The organism is Streptomyces sp. NPDC028368, from assembly GCF_055565615.1.
In genome coordinates this window covers 1-14,947 of the sequence record NZ_JBVHTY010000010.1, presented here as the reverse complement: position 1 = coordinate 14,947, position 14,947 = coordinate 1, and the positions used below count along the sequence as shown (strand labels likewise).

Genomic DNA, 14,947 nt, shown 5'->3' with positions numbered 1-14,947 from the left:
CACATGTCTTGTGATGCTATGACCGCTTTTGCCGGATACATGCACTGTGAAGGGTGGCGTGACCGTGACGGCCCGTACTGCGCCCAAGGCTCCATCCCGCGAGAGCCGTAGCGCGGACACGCGGGCGCTCACACAGGTGCTGTTCGCGGAACTGACGGGTCTCGAGCCCGGCACCCCCGAGCACACCCGGGTCCGCGCCGCGCTCATCGAGGCCAACCTTCCGCTGGTCAGGTATGCCGCGGCCCGTTTCCGCAGCCGTAACGAACCCATGGAGGACGTCGTCCAGGTCGGCACCATCGGGCTGATCAATGCGATCGACCGGTTCGATCCGGACCGGGGCGTCCAGTTCCCGACCTTTGCGATGCCGACCGTCGTCGGCGAAATCAAACGCTACTTTCGGGACAATGTCCGTACGGTGCATGTCCCGCGCCGCCTCCACGAGCTGTGGGTGCAGGTCAACGGCGCGACCGAGGATCTGACGGTGCTGCACGGCCGCTCCCCGACCACCGCCGAGATCGCCGAGCGGCTGAAGATCGGTGAGGACGAGGTGCTGGCCTGCCTGGAGGCGGGCCGCTCGTACCATGCGACGTCTCTGGAGGCCGCCCAGGAGGGCGACGGCCTGCCGGGCCTGCTGGACCGCCTCGGCTACGAGGACCCCGAGCTGGCCGGCGTCGAGCACCGCGACCTCGTACGGCACCTCCTCGTCCAGCTTCCCGAGCGTGAGCAGCGCATCCTTCTCCTCCGTTACTACAGCAATCTGACGCAGTCACAGATCAGCGCGGAACTGGGGGTGTCGCAGATGCATGTCTCCCGGCTACTGTCGCGGAGCTTCGCCCGACTGCGATCCGCAAACAGGATCGACGCCTAACCGGGACGAGGTACCCGTTCCCGTACAGTCCTGCACAGATATGTCGACAAGGCGCTACAGCGTGTTGCCGACATGTGACATTCTGCAGAAACCGCGTTTGCCGTGCCGCTGCCTCCGGTATTCAGGTGGAGGCATAACTCCTCGGTCCGCCTTGGCCCGAGGACACCGCAGCGACACCTCAAGGGGGTGGCATGTCCGTAGAACTGGGCAGCTCGAAGGTGCTTCCCGCGATTCCCGCGCCCGCGCCGCACCTGCACGACCACGTGCACAACGACGACGCCATCAACACCCGCACGCTCTCCCGCTCCCTGTTCCTGCGGCTGGCCACGCTCGACAAGGACTGCGCGGAGCGCACCTACGTCCGTGACACCCTCATCGAGCTGAACCTCCCGCTCGTCCGTTACGCCGCGGCGCGCTTCCGCAGCCGTAACGAACCGATGGAGGACATCGTCCAGGTCGGCACCATCGGTCTGATCAAGGCCATCGACCGTTTCGATTGCGAACGCGGCGTGGAATTCCCGACGTTCGCGATGCCGACCGTCGTCGGTGAGATCAAGCGCTTCTTCCGCGACACGTCATGGTCGGTACGGGTCCCGCGCCGGCTCCAGGAGCTCCGCCTCGCCCTCACCAAGGCCAGCGACGAGCTCGCCCAGAAGCTGGACCGCTCTCCCACGGTCCCCGAACTCGCCGTGTGCCTGGGCGTGTCGGAGGAGGACGTCGTCGACGGCCTGGCGGTCGGCAACGCGTACACCGCCTCCTCCCTCGACTCCCCGTCCCCCGAGGACGACGGCGGCGAGGGCTCCCTCGCGGACCGCCTGGGCTACGAGGACAGCGCACTGGAGGGCGTGGAGTACCGCGAGTCCCTCAAGCCCCTGCTGGCCAAACTCCCGCCCCGCGAGCGCCAGATCATCATGCTGCGCTTCTTCGCCAACATGACGCAGTCCCAGATCGGCGAGGAGGTCGGCATCTCCCAGATGCACGTCTCCCGGCTGCTCACCCGCACCCTGGCGCAGCTGCGCGACGGGCTCATCGCCGACTGAGGTCCGGTCCGCCGAGGGGCGCGCCGCTCGGCGGACAGCTGCAAGAAGGCGCCGTGATCCATACGACCGCCCTCTGTGGCGCCGCACAACCTCTGCACTCACCTGCACTCACCCGTATTCCTCTGGACGCACCTCCTCTGGACGTACCTCCTCTCTACGCGCCCCCTCTGTACTCCTGACGCATCGTCAGTGACACTGGCCCGATGCGACGGACGACGACTGTTGCCTCCGCCTCGGCGGCCGTGGTGTGCCTGGGCGTCCTGCTCACCGGCTGCGGAAGCGCGGCCCACAAGAGCTATGTCGCGGTGGGCGCGGCAGGCCCCGCCGACAGTCGGGCCCCGACGAAGGCCGTACCGCCCCAGGGCGGGGTGGAGTTGAGCCCCTTGGACGGCGGCGGCGATGACCACCACGGCGCCGATACGCGCTCCCCCTCCCGCCGCCCCTCATCAGGCTCGCCCTCCGGGCCGGACAGCGGCGCCGCGAGCGCCGGAGACCCGAACGGCGACGCGGGCGGCACCACCCCCCACGCCCCCTCCGCCAACTCCCCCACCACGCCCGGCCCTTCGGCGGAGCCCGGCTCCCCCGGCAGCGGCAACGGAGGCGGAAGCGGCAACGGCTCCCCCTCCCCCGAGCCTCCCTCCCCCACCATCCCCGCCGGCCCCGGCGCCCCCGCCGGCCTCCTGGTCGGCAAGCCGCACCTGGCCGACACCGACGTCCGCTGGTGCGAGAAGGTCACCCTCGACTTCCTCAACACCGGCAAGCACCCGGTGACCGACGGCACCGTCACCTTCGGCACCCACGTCATCGGCGCCCTCGGCATCGACTGGGCGACCATCGACTCCACCCACAAACTCCCCCTGCCGCTCGCCCCCGGCGAGAAGCGGACGGGCACCTGGCGGGTGTGCGTGGACGGCTGGCGCGTACCGCTGGGGATGCACCTCGACACCCGGGACGTCACCTTCCACTGGACGTAGACGCCTCATTCCCGTCGAAGGAGCGCGAGCACGGCCCCGGTGATCCGCATCGCGAAGCGGGCCGCCGCGAGCCCCCGCGAACGTCTGCGGAGATTTCCTCCCGATGGCCGATGACTTCAGCCCGCCGGGCCGGTCAGTACTGCTACAGGCACAACCGCCGCGCCCAGCCGGCCGCGTCAGCAAAGCCATCGACCCCAGGAGAGTGCCATGCCGCAGATCACGCCCAGCCTCTGGTTCGACACCCAGAGCGTGGAGGCCGCCGAGTTCTACGTCTCGGTGTTCCCGAACTCGAAGATCAAGAACATCTCCTACTACACCGAGGCCGGACCGCGCCCCGCCGGCACCGTCCTGACCGTCGACTTCATCCTCGACGGCAGGGAATTCACCGCGATCAATGGCGGCACCCAGTTCACCTTCGACGAGGCGATCTCCTTCCAGATCACCTGCGCCGACCAGGACGAGATCGACTACTACTGGAACACCCTCTCCAAGGGCGGCGAGGAAGGCCCGTGCGGCTGGCTGAAGGACAAGTACGGCCTGTCCTGGCAGGTCGTACCGACCGGAATGGCCGAGCTGATGAGCGACCCTGACCAGAGCCGCGTCACGCGGGCCATGCAGGCCATGTTCGGCATGAAGAAGATCGACATCGCGGCGCTGCAGGCGGCGGCGGACCAGGGCTAGCGGCCGGTCAGCCGCGCCCCGTCACGCCGTATCCGGCGTGAAGCAGTACGGCGTCAGCATGCGCACCGTGGTCAGTCCCAGCCGGGCGAGGATCGGCTGAGTGGTGGGGAGGGCTTCGGTCTGGAGGTAGCGGAAGCCGCGGTCGACGGCGAGCGCCGCGCGGTGCCCGACCAGGGCGCGGTACAGACCCTGCCCGCGCCGTGCGGGCAGGGTCGCAGCGCCCCACAACGAGGCGAATTCGCTCTCCGCGTGGAAGCGGGCCCACCCGGCGGAAGCCACCTCACCGTCCCGCGACTCCGCCACAACGACCGTGCAGGGGTCGTCCGTTGCCGTCATCCAGTGCTCCAGCGCGGCAGGCAGCCAGTCCCATTCCGTCCCGGGCCGGGCCGTCTCCATCAGCTGCTGCACGGCCTGGAACTCATGGCGACGGGTGACGCGCCGCAGTCGTACGTCGTCCGGCAGCCGAGCCCGGGTGCCCAGGGCGGAGACGATGTCGCCCGCCTCGCCGATCATGACCGCAACCGGCTCACGGGCCTTGAAGCCGGCGGCCTGAAGCCGTTCCGGGAGGTCGGTGGGGAGTCCGTCGTGATGGTCCCACTCCAGCGGCAGACGGCGCTCCGTGCAGTACGCACACTGCTCGGCGATGAGCGCATCCCATTGCCGGCCGGTCAGCTCCGGCAGATCGCGGTCCGAGGAGAAAACCAGCCCGCCCTGCCCCGGCAGGAACCTGCGCCACACGGGTCCGACGCGCTCGGCGTCCGGCCCCACCCGGCCCACGAAGTCCCCCCTGGCACCGAACCCACGGCTTCCTACCTGCCGGTCATACGCCGCCGCCAGCTCAGCCGCGGATTCCACGCGTCGTCCCCTCGCCGTACGTGCCGCCGCGCCCGGTCCTCCGGCCCCTCCGGCCCCTACACATCGCCGAATTCCACGCCGCAGCCCTCGCTGGGAACCTCGGCGCCCCCTTCGAAGCGGGCGGGCCCGGCGGTGTACGTCGCCACGGCGGTCCCTTCCTCGTTCACCACCGTGATGTGAGGCTGAATGGTGGCCCCCTTGGGTGCTGTGAACTGCAAAGTGCCGTGCTTCATTTCGAGGGAGAGCACCGGCCTGGCCGCGATCCCCTCGTGCTCATCGTGCTCATCGAGAGCCGCCGGGAATTCGTCCTTCACACCCGATCACCCTCGCTGCCCGAAGGCAGGTGCAGGTGGCGTCGCTCGCGTGATCTCCCGCCGGGCGGAGCGCTGCGGCCGCCCGCTGCCGTGTCCTGAACGTCCCATGCCGCGATCGAACCATTTGCCGTTCCGCCCATCGCGCAGCGCACCGCGACATGCCCTCGAGAGAACCTGGGGGGAGTAATAGCCGGGCCACGGCGCTCGGCCTCGGCCAGGCGGCCACAGCAATCGGGGGTCCGGCGATCGCCGGACCCCCGTTCGTACGGAAGACCTGTGGAGGGAAGAGGTGAGGGGACGAGGTGGGGGGGCAGAGGCTGGGGGGGGAAGAGGCAGCGGGGGAAGACGTAGGCGCAGCGGTCTACGGTGCGCCTACTTCAGCGCCAGCCAGGCCGCTCCCGCGATCACCAGAACCGCCACGATCACGCCCACGATGACGCCCACGCGCGCCCCGCCACCGCTCTGCTGCGGCGCCGCCGCGCGGCGGCCGTTCGGGCCCTCGGGGGTTCCGCCCTCGTCCACGAAAGCGCGGAACATCTGGGTGCTGCCCGCCGGGTCGAAGTTGCCACCGGCCTGGTTCTGCGGGTTGGTCGCCATGGGGAAGGACCCTAGCGAACTGGGTGTCCGAGGGGCACCCCTGGGGCGCGTACCCACATGACCTGCACTTATGTGAGTACGGGCGGGATCATTGACCTCGACCCGACCCAGACTTTTCGTTCGCTTTACCCCAGACGCCCGAAACAAGTTTGCCTTCAGCAACCAACATAATCTATGGTTGCCTCAAGCAACAAAGATGTTCAAGAAATGAAGACGTAGACGTGCAGTGAAGATGCGTGGAGGAGCCCGTGGCCGCTCAGAGTCAGTACGAAGAGCTGGCCAGGCAACTCAGCGCCATCGGCGCCGTCAAGCGGGAAATGGGACGGATCCTGCCTCAGGACTGCCCGCCCGCATCGGCCGGCCTGCTCACCCTTCTCGACCGCCATGGCGAGATGCGGATGAGCCAGCTCGCCGAGCTGCTCGCGATCGACATGTCGGTGACCAGCAGGCATGTCGCGCACGTCGCTGAGCGCGGCTGGATCGAGCGCAAGCCCGATCCGGCGGACAAGCGGTCGCGACTGCTGCGTCTGACCCCGAGCGGCCGGGAACTCCTGGCCGAACTCTCCGAGCGCTACACCCAGACTCTCGCCCGGTACCTGGACGACTGGACCGACACCGACGTCGGGCACCTCATCGAGCTGCTCGCCAGGCTCCGTACGAGCTTCGGCGACTGCCGTACCCGGGCGCATCACGACTCCCTCACCCGTACACCCGCAGGATGAAAAGGAAGCAAAGGAACTACATGGCTACGACCTCACCAGCCGGTGTGCGGGGCGGCCACGCCAGACACGGAGGCGGACACGGCGCCGCCGACGGGGCCCCCATGACGCACCGCCAGATTATGGAGGCGCTGTCCGGGCTGTTGCTCGGCATGTTCGTCGCCATTCTGTCGTCAACGATCGTCTCCAACGCGCTGCCCGAGATCATCCATGACCTCGACGGCGGACAGAGCGCCTACACCTGGGTCGTCACCGCCGCACTGCTGTCGATGACGGCGAGCACGCCCCTGTGGGGCAAGCTCTCCGACCTGTTCAGCAAGAAGCTGCTGGTGCAGTTCGCGCTGGTCATCTACGTCGCGGGCTCGGTCGTCGCCGGGCTCTCGCAGAACACCGGCATGCTGATCGCCTGCCGTGTGGTGCAGGGCATAGGCGTGGGCGGTCTGTCCGCCCTGGCCCAGATCGTCATGGCCGCGATGATCTCGCCGCGTGAGCGCGGCCGGTACAGCGGCTACCTCGGCGCGGTCTTCGCCGTCGCCACCGTCGGCGGCCCGCTGCTCGGCGGCGTCATCACCGACACCAGCTGGCTCGGCTGGCGCTGGTGCTTCTACGTCGGCGTGCCGTTCGCGATCATCGCCCTGATCGTGCTGCAGAAGACCCTGAAGCTGCCCGTCGTCAAGCGCGAGGGCGTCAAGGTCGACTGGGCGGGCGCCTTCTTCATCAGCGCGGCGGTCTCGCTGCTGCTGGTGTGGGTGACGCTGGCCGGCGACAAGTACGACTGGATGTCGTGGCAGACCGCCGCGATGGTCGGCGGCGCGATCGCGCTCGGCGCGATCTTCGTCTTCATCGAGTCCAAGGCCAAGGAGCCGATCATCCCGTTGCGGCTGTTCCGCAACAAGACGATCACCCTGGCCTCGGTGGCCTCGCTCTTCGTCGGTATCTCGATGTTCACCGGCACCGTCTTCTTCAGCCAGTACTTCCAGCTGGCGCGCGGCAAGTCGCCGACGATGTCCGGCGTGATGACGATCCCGATGATCGGCGGGCTGTTCATCGCCTCGACCGTCTCCGGCCAGGTCATCACCAAGACCGGCCGCTGGAAGGCCTGGCTGGTCTCCGGTGGTGTGCTGCTGACCGCCGGCCTGGGCCTGCTGGGCACCATCCGGTACGACACCGAGTACTGGCACATCGCGATCTTCATGGCCCTGATGGGCCTGGGCATCGGCATGATGATGCAGAACCTGGTGCTCGCCACGCAGAACCAGGTGGCCCCTCAGGACCTCGGTTCCGCCTCGTCCGTCGTGACCTTCTTCCGCTCCCTCGGTGGCGCGGTGGGCGTCTCGGCCCTCGGTGCGGTGCTCGCCAACCGCGTCACCCACTACGTCAAGGACGGCCTGGCCGACCTCGGCCCCAAGGCCGCCAAGGCCGCCGCGCACGGCGCCGGTAACAGCGGCGGCATCCCCGACCTGGACGCCCTCCCGGCGCCGCTGCGCACCGTCATGGAGAGCGCCTACGGTCACGGTGTCGGCGATGTGTTCCTGTACGCGGCGCCCTGCGCGCTGCTCGCCTTCCTCTTCACCCTGTTCATCAAGGAGGTCGCGTTGAAGACGCGCGGCGGACTGGCCCAGAGCTCGAGCGGCGAAGAGCCGGTGACCCCCGCGGTGATCCCCGCGGTCGCCCCGGCCGACACCGCTGCCGCAGCGCCCGTCATCGAGGACCGGGAGCCCGCCCTGGTGGGCGCCGCCCCCGCAGTCTCCGACGACGGCGACGGCCACACCCCCTCCTGGGCGCAGCCGGCCGTCGCGGCGGCCGCCCAGCCGCTGGCGGCGTACGCCTCCGCCGGTGACGGCACCCCGCCCGGCCCCGCGATCCACGGCTTCGTGCGCAACGCGGAGGGCAACCCCGTGCCCCGCTCGGCCGTCACGCTGATCTCGCTCAGCGGGCGTCAGCTGGGCCGCGCGGTCGCCCAGGCCAACGGCTCGTACGTGCTCAACGCCCCCGGCGCCGGGTCGTACGTCCTGATAGCCGCGGCCGACGGCCACCAGCCGCAGGCCTCCACGGTCGTCGTCGGCGAGACGGCCTTCGGCTACGACATCCTGCTCAGCGGCACCAGCGGCCTCGGCGGCCAGGTCCGCAGCGCGGTCAGCGGCCAGCCGGTCGACGGGGCGATGGTCGTCGTCACCGATGTCCGCGGCGAGGTGCTGGCCACCGGGAAGACCAACGCCGAGGGCTACTTCGCCTTCGACGAGCTGGCGCCCGGAACGTTCACCCTCGCCGTGAACGCCGCCAACTACCGCCCGTCGGCACTGCCGGTCGAGGTCGGCGGCCAGGGCACGACCCGTATCGAGGTCGAGCTGCTGTCCGGCGCACGGGTCCAGGGCGTCGTACGGGCCGGTGCCCAGCGCACCCCGCTGCCCGACGCCCGCGTCACACTGGTGGACGCGGCGGGCAACGTCGTGGCCACCTCGACCACCGGGGACGACGGCGCCTACGCCTTCACCGACCTGGACGGTGGCGACTACACGGTCATCGCGAGCGGCTACCCGCCGGTCGCCACCGGCCTTGCGGTCGACGCACGCGGGGTCGACGGCTACGACGTCGAGCTCGCCCACCCCGGGGACTGACCCCGGACGGACCCGGGATCCCGCACAGCGGAGCATCCCGGGCGGCAATACCCCGGACCGGGGCGCGCGTTGAGCGGAGACGCGCCCCGGCCCGGACCCCAGGGCTCCGGCGGCGGCGTTGCGCACAGGCAGGGGACGGCCTGCACGCCGCCGTCCGGAGCCCGATTCGCCCCCAAGCTCTCGCTTGGCTCGAGCACGGGGCACCGCACAGGCAACAAACGGGAGAGGTAATGACTTCGACGGGCGCGGGAACCGCGGGACTGCGGGCTCAGGTCCGCACACGCGACGGCTGGGCGGTCCAGCACGCCGTACTGACCGTCACCGACATGACGGGCGCGCAGGTGCTGCGCGCATCCGCCGACGAGGAAGGCACGATCCGCGACGCACAGCCGCTGGCCGCCGGCCCGTACACGGTGATCGTGACGGCCGTCGGCTACGCCCCGGTCGCCTCCAGCGCGATCGTGACGGCGAGCGGCCGGATGGACGTGGGCACGGTCGTCGTGGCCCGCCAGGGCGGGGCGGAACTGCCTCCGCCCGGCGCCTGGACCATCGACCCGATGCATTCGACGGTGGCCGCGGTCGCCCAGCACCTGGGCATCTCCAGCGTGCACGGCCGGTTCACCGAGTTCAGCGGCCGCATCGAGATCGCCGAGGACCTGGAGAAGTCGGTCGTCGAGGCCTCCATCAAGGCCGCCTCCATCGACACCGGCAACGGCATGCGCGACGGCCACCTGCGCTCCGAGGACTTCCTGAACGTGGAGGAGTACCCCGAGCTCACCTACCGCAGCACCGGCCTGTCGGCGGCCGGCCCCGACCGCTGGACGGTCCACGGCGACCTGTCCCTGCACGGTGTCGTACGCCCCGTGGCCCTCGACCTGAGCTACCTCGGCACCGGCCCCGACCCGTGGGGCGGCGTCCGCGCCGCCTTCCGCGCCACCGCCGAACTGCGGCGCGAGGACTTCAAGATGAACTACAACCAGGTCGTGGCGGCCGGTATCGCGGCGATCGGGACCACGCTGAAGGTCGAGCTGGACATCCAGGCGGTGCAGGGGGAGAACCTGCCGATGGGCTGAGCGGTGGAGCGACGCGCCGGCCGCGGCGGCGGATCCGCGGCGGGACGCCGCCAGGAACCGAGCCGCTGCGGCCCTCGGTCCGCCTCCGCGCCGTCAGCGTCTCTCCCCCCGTCAGCCCGTCTCCCCCGTCAGCTCGCACTCCTCCTCCAGCATGGTGAAGACGTTCTCCCACAGGACGGATGCGACGTCCGGGTCGAGTTCCTCAATCGCCTGCCGGAAGAGTCCGAGGGCCTCCGGCCCCTCCGGTCCCGCGAGCGGCTGCGCGAACTTGGTGGCCAGTCCCAGCGCCCCCGCCAGGACCGGCAGGGACGAATGCACCTCTCCGCCGTAGCCTCCGGCGTGGTCCCAGCCGTTCGGGTCGTAGAGGTCGATACGTCCCGCCACGCCGTCCAGCATCAGCGAGAACCCTTCGTACTCACCGAACCTGAAGGCGTACTTCCTCGGCGGGGAGTCGTCGTCGGGCCTCCGTCGCCCGAACAGCTCGTCCGGGTCCTCCGCCCACGGTCTGTCCTCGTCCTTGAGCTCGCAGGAGTCGAACTCGAAGACCTCCAGGAACCACTCGATCCGGACCGCCGGGAAACCGACCGTGGTCAGGAACTTCCTGGTCTCCTCGTGCTCCAGTCGCTCCGGCAGCTCCGACTCCTCGGGCCGCCAGAGCGAACCCGCGCCGAAACAGGACTCCAGCCACTGCGCCGTCGGGTTCGCGGCCGCAGCGATCCACTCGTCGACGTTCATTCTTCCCCCTGATCCACGCCGACCCACGTTGATGCACGCCGATCCGCACCGCTCCTCGCGGCTTCGCCGAACCTACAACGGGCCACTGACAGCCGGCCGTCGCCCATCACGCAACGGGCGCTTTCCGCCCCCGATTTGGGTCCAGATCGAATAGATGGTGCGACCCCGGCGACTCGGGCAAACTGCCTGTCGCGACGGGGGTACGGCCGCCCGCACCGCATCCGCGGCAGCGGGTCCGTACGACGCGTCGTGCACCACGACCACGAAAACAGGGGGACCGCCATGCGCAAGATCACCAAGGCCGCCGCGGCACTCGCCTTCGCGGCCGCCGCCCTGACCGCCACCGCCACCGCCACCGCCACCGGCGCCAACGCCGCCCAGGCGGCCGGCACCGTCCACGGCTGCCCGTCCGGGGCCTTCTGCATCTACCCGCAGAACGCCGGATGGAACAACGACCGCCCGTCGAACACCTACTACAGCTACGGGGCCCACAACCTGTCCAACCAGGTCGGGAACCACATGATCTTCAACAACCAGACGGGCGGCGCGTGGGTACGCACCTGCACCGGCTACAACGGCACGGGCGACTGCCAGGGCTGGATGGCCGCCGGCCAGTCCTTCGTCAAGGACCTGACACCGATCAACTCGGTGCTCCTCATCAGGCAGTAGTCGTTCGGGGCAGACGCATGCAGCCGGGCCGGGCCTCCTCGCGGGGCCCGGCCCGAGTTGCCGCCGCGGACGGTCCGTCCGCCCGCGCGGCTTGACCCTCCCGCAACAGGAGGCCCTACGGTCCAGGACATGAAGATCGTTGTTCATGACACGGCGTCCTCGATGTCCGACCTCCTGCAGCGCCCGCTGGAGGAGCGGCCCGACGCCCTACGGGAGATCTACCGCCCGCTGCAAACCGTCATGTCCGCTGTGACCGGGGCTGCCGATCTGGACGCGGTCCAGATGCACCAGCAGCTGGGCAGTGGCTTCCGGATCGACCGTGAGGACCCGCGCTATCTGACGGCCCTGGGGCGGATGCGGGACGCGGGGGTGTGGGAGCGGATCGAGGACCGCCTCGCCGCGGCGTGGGAGCGGCTGAGCGGTGCGATGCCCCCCGGAACCAAGAGCGCCGAGACCGTGCATGTCATCCTCACGCTCGGCAACCCCGATGACCACCACCTCACAGTGCGCAGTGGCGGCTACTTCGGCCTGGGCGGTTTCCCCGGGGCGATCCATCTGGTGATGTGGCCCGACGAGACCAGCCTGGCGAAGATCGACCACGCCGCCGCGCACGAGCTCCACCACAACGTGCGCTACTCCAATGTCGTCTGGGACCCCAGGACGGTCACGGTCGGCGAGCAGGTCGTGGCCGAGGGGCTGGCCGAGGCGTTCGTACGGGAACTGGCCGGCGAGCGGGCCATGGGGCCCTGGACGACGACGCTGTCCGGCGCGGAACTGGACGAGGCCCACGCGAAGATCACGGCCGGGATCGACGTGGCCGGAATGCAGAACCTGACCGCGTACGTGCACGGCGATGCCACCGCTCAGCTCATGGGGCAGCAGCCCGTCGGACTGCCGGACTTCGCCGGATACGCGGCCGGCCTGCGGATCGTGGACGCCCACCTGGCGGCCTCCGGGCTGACCGCCGCCCAGAGCGTCGCGCTGCCGGCCCGCGACATCCTCACGAGCGCGGGCGTGCCGACCCGCGCATGACGCACCCGCGGACCGCGCAGCGACGTCGGCGCCCGGCGAGGTGAGCGACACTGGGCCGATGACGAGTGAGGCGCGCGAACCGGAGCCGACCCGCGCCGGGGAGAACGCCGAACCGGACGGCCCTGACGGCCTCACCGTCGGCCGGACGGCCGCGCTCGTGGGCGTCAGTGTGAAGGCGTTGCACCACTGGGACGCGATCGGCCTCGTGCGTCCCGGCGGGCGCACCATGGCCGGGTACCGGGTGTACTCGGGCGAGGACATCGCCCGGATCCACCGGGTCCTGGTCTACCGGGAGCTCGGGCTTCCGCTCGCCGAGATCGGCCGGATCCTCGACGACCCGCGCGCCGACGCGCGCGACCACCTGCGCCGGCAGCGGTCACAGCTCGTGGAGCGCATCTCCCGCCTGGAGACGATGCTCTGCGCCGTCGATCGCATGATGGCGGCCGCGCAGCCCGGGATGCGGCTGACTCCGCAGGAGCAGGTCGACATCTTCGGCGACGACTGGCAGCCCGCCTGGGTCGAGGAGGCCGAGGACCGCTGGGGCGACAGCGCACAGTGGGCCCAGTACGCCGAGCGGGCCGCCGGGATGACCCCGGAGGACTGGAAGCGGGTCGCGGCCACGACGGAGGCGCTGAACGCCGACCTCGCCGCGGCGCAGCGCGCCGGCGTCGCACCCGGCTCCGACGAAGCGAACGCCCTCGCCGAGCGGCACCGCGCGTTGCTCTCGACGTACTTCGACTGCACCCATGCGATGCAGGCCTGCCTGGGGCGGACGTACGTCAGCGATCCCGGGTACACCGAGTACTTCGACACCGTCGCGCCGGGCCTCACCGTCTGGCTGCGCGACGTGCTCTTCGCGAACGCCGAGGCCCACGGCGTCGACCCGGAGTCCGCGAGGTGGGAGTGAGCCCGCTCGATGGGCTCTACGGCCCCGCCGGACCGGCGTCCCGCTCCCGCATCGCCTCGATCCCCGCGATCTGCAGATCCAGCGCGAACGTGAAGTCGCGGTCGAGCATCTCCAGCGCGCTCCCGCCCTCCTGGACGTTCGTGGTGCGCATGGACAGCTCCATCATTTCGGCGAACTCCGGGCGTTCCGAGATCGCGGCGACGACCTGCTCGAAGTAGTCGTCGAGGCTCAGGCCCGCGGCGCGGCAACGGGCTTCGTGGAGGCCGCGGATGGTGGAGAAGCCGTAGACGAACTGGAAGACCGAGGCCGGCGCGCCGGAGGTTTCCACCGGGCTCAGGCCGCTGCGGCGCATGATCCGCAAACTGGCGTTGGCGAAGGCCGTCGCCTGCGGGCCGACGTTGATGAACTCGCCCAGGAGCCGGGCCGCCCAGGGGTGGCGCAGCAGCATGTCGCAGTAGCCGGTGGCCAGGAGGCGCAGCTGGTCGCGGCAGTCCCAACGGCTCGACCAACGGCTCATCCTGCCGGGGGGGCTGCAGACCCCCGGCGACAAGCACCTCTCTCCCGCACCTCCCCCCTCACCTGTCAGGCCCTGGATGGGGCATCGTGCGGTGACGCCACCAGCGTCGTCTCGTTGGCACGGCATGACGACCACACCCCGTGTACTCACCGGCCTCGCCCTGGCGGCATTTCTTCTCGCCCCCATCCCGGCGCAGGCGATGGCCGCTCCCAAGGACGCGCCGGCCCCGATTCAGCCCAACATCAAAGCTCCCCTGAGCGGCCTCTTCACGGACTACCCCAGCCCGGCCGACTGGAGCATCCTCGGCGTCCGTCTCTGACCCACCGGACGTCCTGAGCCGCTAGCACACGACCGGCTTTTCCGCCCCCGATTTCGACCCAGAACGAATAGATGGTGCGACCCCGGCGTCTCGGGCAAACTGCCTCTCGCGACGGCGGTACAGCCCCCGCGCCGCATGCGCAGCAGCAGGCGGCCGGGGGCCTGCACGGCACGTCGCATCACCAGACCAGTAGGGGGAACAGCATGCGAAAGATCGCCACCGCCTTCGCCGCCCTGGCGCTTGCCGCCGGCGCCCTGACCACCGTCAGCGCCACCACCGCCAGCGCCGCCCAGGCGGCCGGCACCGTCCACGGCTGCCCGGCCGGAGCCTTCTGCATTTACCCGCAGAACGCCGGCTGGAACAACGACCACCCGTCGAACACGTACTACAGCTACGGGGCCCACAACCTGTCGGGCCAGGTCGGCAACCACATGATCTTCAACAACCAGACCGGCGGCGCGTGGGTACGCACCTGCACCGGCTACAACGGCACCGGCGACTGCCAGGGCTGGATGGCCGCCGGCCAGTCCTTCGTCAAGGACCTGACACCGATCAACTCGGTCCTGCTCATCCGGCAGTAGCCGGTCTGATCCGGTGGTAGCCGGTCACCGTTCGTCGGTTCACTCGGGCCGGGTCTCCTTTGGAGGCCCGGCCCGAGTGCCGTTGCGCTAGATGATTGAGTCCAAGGGCTCGTAGCCGTAGGCCGCCAGCGAGCGGTGCCGCATGTCGCTGCCCTCGCTCGCCCAGCGCGTGCAAGGCGTGCCCGTTTCATCCTGGCGGTCAGCGGAGAGCACGCGACGCATGCTTCAGTACCTCGGAGGAGGTCTCGGTCGGGGCCCAGCTGGGGAATGGCCTTGAGTCTCCAGTGACTGGAGACAGCAGAGTGGGGGACATGGACGTTACGACCCTCTACTCGATCGGGGAGCTTTCCCGACGGACCGGCTTGTCTGTGAGGACCATCCGGTTCTACTCGGATTCGGGGGTGGTAGCGCCGACCACTCGTAGTCCCGCCGGTTATCGGCTCTACGA

General features: G+C 70.0%; 18 protein-coding genes. 13 read left to right on the top strand and 5 right to left on the bottom strand.

Translation table 11 applies throughout. From position 1 onward, the window contains the following. The first annotated feature begins 58 nt into the window (after positions 1–58). The 4 genes from ACZ4S3_RS22965 to ACZ4S3_RS22950 all read left to right on the top strand — a co-directional run bounded on the left by ACZ4S3_RS22965 (position 59) and on the right by ACZ4S3_RS22950 (position 3,563). Entirely contained in the window at positions 59–868 is an 810-nt protein-coding gene (locus ACZ4S3_RS22965) for an RNA polymerase sigma factor SigF (protein ID WP_362702785.1), read from the top strand. Between the two features lie 191 nt (positions 869–1,059). Beyond that, the gene (locus ACZ4S3_RS22960; protein WP_467937059.1) at positions 1,060–1,908 is read left to right on the top strand and encodes an RNA polymerase sigma factor SigF; all 849 of its coding nucleotides are present in this window, start codon (positions 1,060–1,062) and stop codon (positions 1,906–1,908) included. A 203-nt stretch (positions 1,909–2,111) separates the two neighbouring features. Beyond that, positions 2,112–2,882: a hypothetical protein gene (locus ACZ4S3_RS22955; protein ID WP_467937057.1), complete on the top strand. Its 771-nt coding sequence runs from the start codon at positions 2,112–2,114 to the stop codon at positions 2,880–2,882. A gap of 207 nt (positions 2,883–3,089) precedes the next feature. Next, positions 3,090–3,563, top strand: coding sequence for a VOC family protein (locus ACZ4S3_RS22950; protein WP_467937055.1), 474 nt, complete (start codon positions 3,090–3,092; stop codon positions 3,561–3,563). A 21-nt stretch (positions 3,564–3,584) separates the two neighbouring features. Here the strand turns inward: ACZ4S3_RS22950 and ACZ4S3_RS22945 are convergent, their stop codons facing one another. The 3 genes from ACZ4S3_RS22945 to ACZ4S3_RS22935 all read right to left on the bottom strand — a co-directional run bounded on the left by ACZ4S3_RS22945 (position 3,585) and on the right by ACZ4S3_RS22935 (position 5,329). Further along, complete coding sequence (locus ACZ4S3_RS22945; RefSeq protein ID WP_467937053.1) at positions 3,585–4,418, bottom strand: GNAT family N-acetyltransferase; 834 nt, start codon at positions 4,416–4,418, stop codon at positions 3,585–3,587. 56 nt (positions 4,419–4,474) lie between these two features. Beyond that, entirely contained in the window at positions 4,475–4,732 is a 258-nt protein-coding gene (locus ACZ4S3_RS22940) for a hypothetical protein (protein WP_467937051.1), read from the bottom strand. A gap of 372 nt (positions 4,733–5,104) precedes the next feature. Further along, positions 5,105–5,329 carry a hypothetical protein gene (locus ACZ4S3_RS22935; RefSeq protein WP_467937049.1) on the bottom strand — a complete coding sequence of 75 codons (225 nt, stop codon included), beginning with the start codon at positions 5,327–5,329 and terminating at the stop codon, positions 5,105–5,107. A gap of 248 nt (positions 5,330–5,577) precedes the next feature. Between ACZ4S3_RS22935 and ACZ4S3_RS22930 the strand changes: the two genes are divergently transcribed. From ACZ4S3_RS22930 to ACZ4S3_RS22920, 3 genes are all read left to right on the top strand, one after another. Beyond that, a complete protein-coding gene (locus tag ACZ4S3_RS22930) occupies positions 5,578–6,051 on the top strand; it encodes a MarR family winged helix-turn-helix transcriptional regulator (RefSeq protein ID WP_467937047.1) in 474 nt (157 codons plus the stop codon). Positions 6,052–6,152: 101 nt separating this feature from the next. Then, entirely contained in the window at positions 6,153–8,666 is a 2,514-nt protein-coding gene (locus ACZ4S3_RS22925; protein WP_467937045.1) for an MFS transporter, read from the top strand. 230 nt (positions 8,667–8,896) lie between these two features. After that, positions 8,897–9,739: a YceI family protein gene (locus tag ACZ4S3_RS22920; protein ID WP_467937043.1), complete on the top strand. Its 843-nt coding sequence runs from the start codon at positions 8,897–8,899 to the stop codon at positions 9,737–9,739. Positions 9,740–9,850: 111 nt separating this feature from the next. On the opposite strand, the gene ACZ4S3_RS22915 is transcribed toward ACZ4S3_RS22920, so the two are convergent. Continuing rightward, on the bottom strand, positions 9,851–10,474 hold the full coding sequence (locus ACZ4S3_RS22915; RefSeq protein ID WP_467937041.1) for an SUKH-4 family immunity protein: 624 nt from the start codon (positions 10,472–10,474) through the stop codon (positions 9,851–9,853). A 282-nt stretch (positions 10,475–10,756) separates the two neighbouring features. Between ACZ4S3_RS22915 and ACZ4S3_RS22910 the strand changes: the two genes are divergently transcribed. From ACZ4S3_RS22910 to ACZ4S3_RS22900, 3 genes are all read left to right on the top strand, one after another. Further along, a complete protein-coding gene (locus tag ACZ4S3_RS22910; protein ID WP_467937039.1) occupies positions 10,757–11,143 on the top strand; it encodes a hypothetical protein in 387 nt (128 codons plus the stop codon). Positions 11,144–11,272: 129 nt separating this feature from the next. Next, positions 11,273–12,175, top strand: coding sequence for a DUF2268 domain-containing putative Zn-dependent protease (locus tag ACZ4S3_RS22905; protein ID WP_467937037.1), 903 nt, complete (start codon positions 11,273–11,275; stop codon positions 12,173–12,175). A gap of 58 nt (positions 12,176–12,233) precedes the next feature. Continuing rightward, the gene (locus ACZ4S3_RS22900; protein WP_467937035.1) at positions 12,234–13,082 is read left to right on the top strand and encodes a MerR family transcriptional regulator; all 849 of its coding nucleotides are present in this window, start codon (positions 12,234–12,236) and stop codon (positions 13,080–13,082) included. A 16-nt stretch (positions 13,083–13,098) separates the two neighbouring features. Here the strand turns inward: ACZ4S3_RS22900 and ACZ4S3_RS22895 are convergent, their stop codons facing one another. Beyond that, a complete protein-coding gene (locus tag ACZ4S3_RS22895) occupies positions 13,099–13,599 on the bottom strand; it encodes a TetR/AcrR family transcriptional regulator C-terminal domain-containing protein (protein WP_467937033.1) in 501 nt (166 codons plus the stop codon). 124 nt (positions 13,600–13,723) lie between these two features. Here ACZ4S3_RS22895 and ACZ4S3_RS22890 point away from each other — a divergent pair, with 124 nt between their 5' ends. From ACZ4S3_RS22890 to ACZ4S3_RS22880, 3 genes are all read left to right on the top strand, one after another. After that, positions 13,724–13,918 carry a hypothetical protein gene (locus tag ACZ4S3_RS22890; RefSeq protein WP_467937032.1) on the top strand — a complete coding sequence of 65 codons (195 nt, stop codon included), beginning with the start codon at positions 13,724–13,726 and terminating at the stop codon, positions 13,916–13,918. Between the two features lie 203 nt (positions 13,919–14,121). Beyond that, on the top strand, positions 14,122–14,499 hold the full coding sequence (locus ACZ4S3_RS22885) for a hypothetical protein (protein ID WP_467937031.1): 378 nt from the start codon (positions 14,122–14,124) through the stop codon (positions 14,497–14,499). A gap of 284 nt (positions 14,500–14,783) precedes the next feature. After that, positions 14,784–14,947 (top strand): MerR family DNA-binding transcriptional regulator (locus ACZ4S3_RS22880; protein ID WP_467937563.1); only part of this gene is annotated, 164 nt, incomplete at its 3' end.

What these genes read in the sequence shown, in the direction of transcription:
- ACZ4S3_RS22925 (WP_467937045.1), top strand. Translation starts at nt 6,153, where the DNA reads ATGACGCACCGCCAGATTATGGAGGCGCTGTCCGGGCTGTTGCTCGGC.
- ACZ4S3_RS22960 (WP_467937059.1), top strand. Translation starts at nt 1,060, where the DNA reads ATGTCCGTAGAACTGGGCAGCTCGAAGGTGCTTCCCGCGATTCCCGCG.
- ACZ4S3_RS22900 (WP_467937035.1), top strand. Translation starts at nt 12,234, where the DNA reads ATGACGAGTGAGGCGCGCGAACCGGAGCCGACCCGCGCCGGGGAGAAC.
- ACZ4S3_RS22955 (WP_467937057.1), top strand. Translation starts at nt 2,112, where the DNA reads ATGCGACGGACGACGACTGTTGCCTCCGCCTCGGCGGCCGTGGTGTGC.
- ACZ4S3_RS22920 (WP_467937043.1), top strand. Translation starts at nt 8,897, where the DNA reads ATGACTTCGACGGGCGCGGGAACCGCGGGACTGCGGGCTCAGGTCCGC.
- ACZ4S3_RS22905 (WP_467937037.1), top strand. Translation starts at nt 11,273, where the DNA reads ATGAAGATCGTTGTTCATGACACGGCGTCCTCGATGTCCGACCTCCTG.
- ACZ4S3_RS22915 (WP_467937041.1), bottom strand. Translation starts at nt 10,474, where the DNA reads ATGAACGTCGACGAGTGGATCGCTGCGGCCGCGAACCCGACGGCGCAG.
- ACZ4S3_RS22935 (WP_467937049.1), bottom strand. Translation starts at nt 5,329, where the DNA reads ATGGCGACCAACCCGCAGAACCAGGCCGGTGGCAACTTCGACCCGGCG.
- ACZ4S3_RS22910 (WP_467937039.1), top strand. Translation starts at nt 10,757, where the DNA reads ATGCGCAAGATCACCAAGGCCGCCGCGGCACTCGCCTTCGCGGCCGCC.
- ACZ4S3_RS22895 (WP_467937033.1), bottom strand. Translation starts at nt 13,599, where the DNA reads ATGAGCCGTTGGTCGAGCCGTTGGGACTGCCGCGACCAGCTGCGCCTC.
- ACZ4S3_RS22885 (WP_467937031.1), top strand. Translation starts at nt 14,122, where the DNA reads ATGCGAAAGATCGCCACCGCCTTCGCCGCCCTGGCGCTTGCCGCCGGC.
- ACZ4S3_RS22890 (WP_467937032.1), top strand. Translation starts at nt 13,724, where the DNA reads ATGACGACCACACCCCGTGTACTCACCGGCCTCGCCCTGGCGGCATTT.
- ACZ4S3_RS22950 (WP_467937055.1), top strand. Translation starts at nt 3,090, where the DNA reads ATGCCGCAGATCACGCCCAGCCTCTGGTTCGACACCCAGAGCGTGGAG.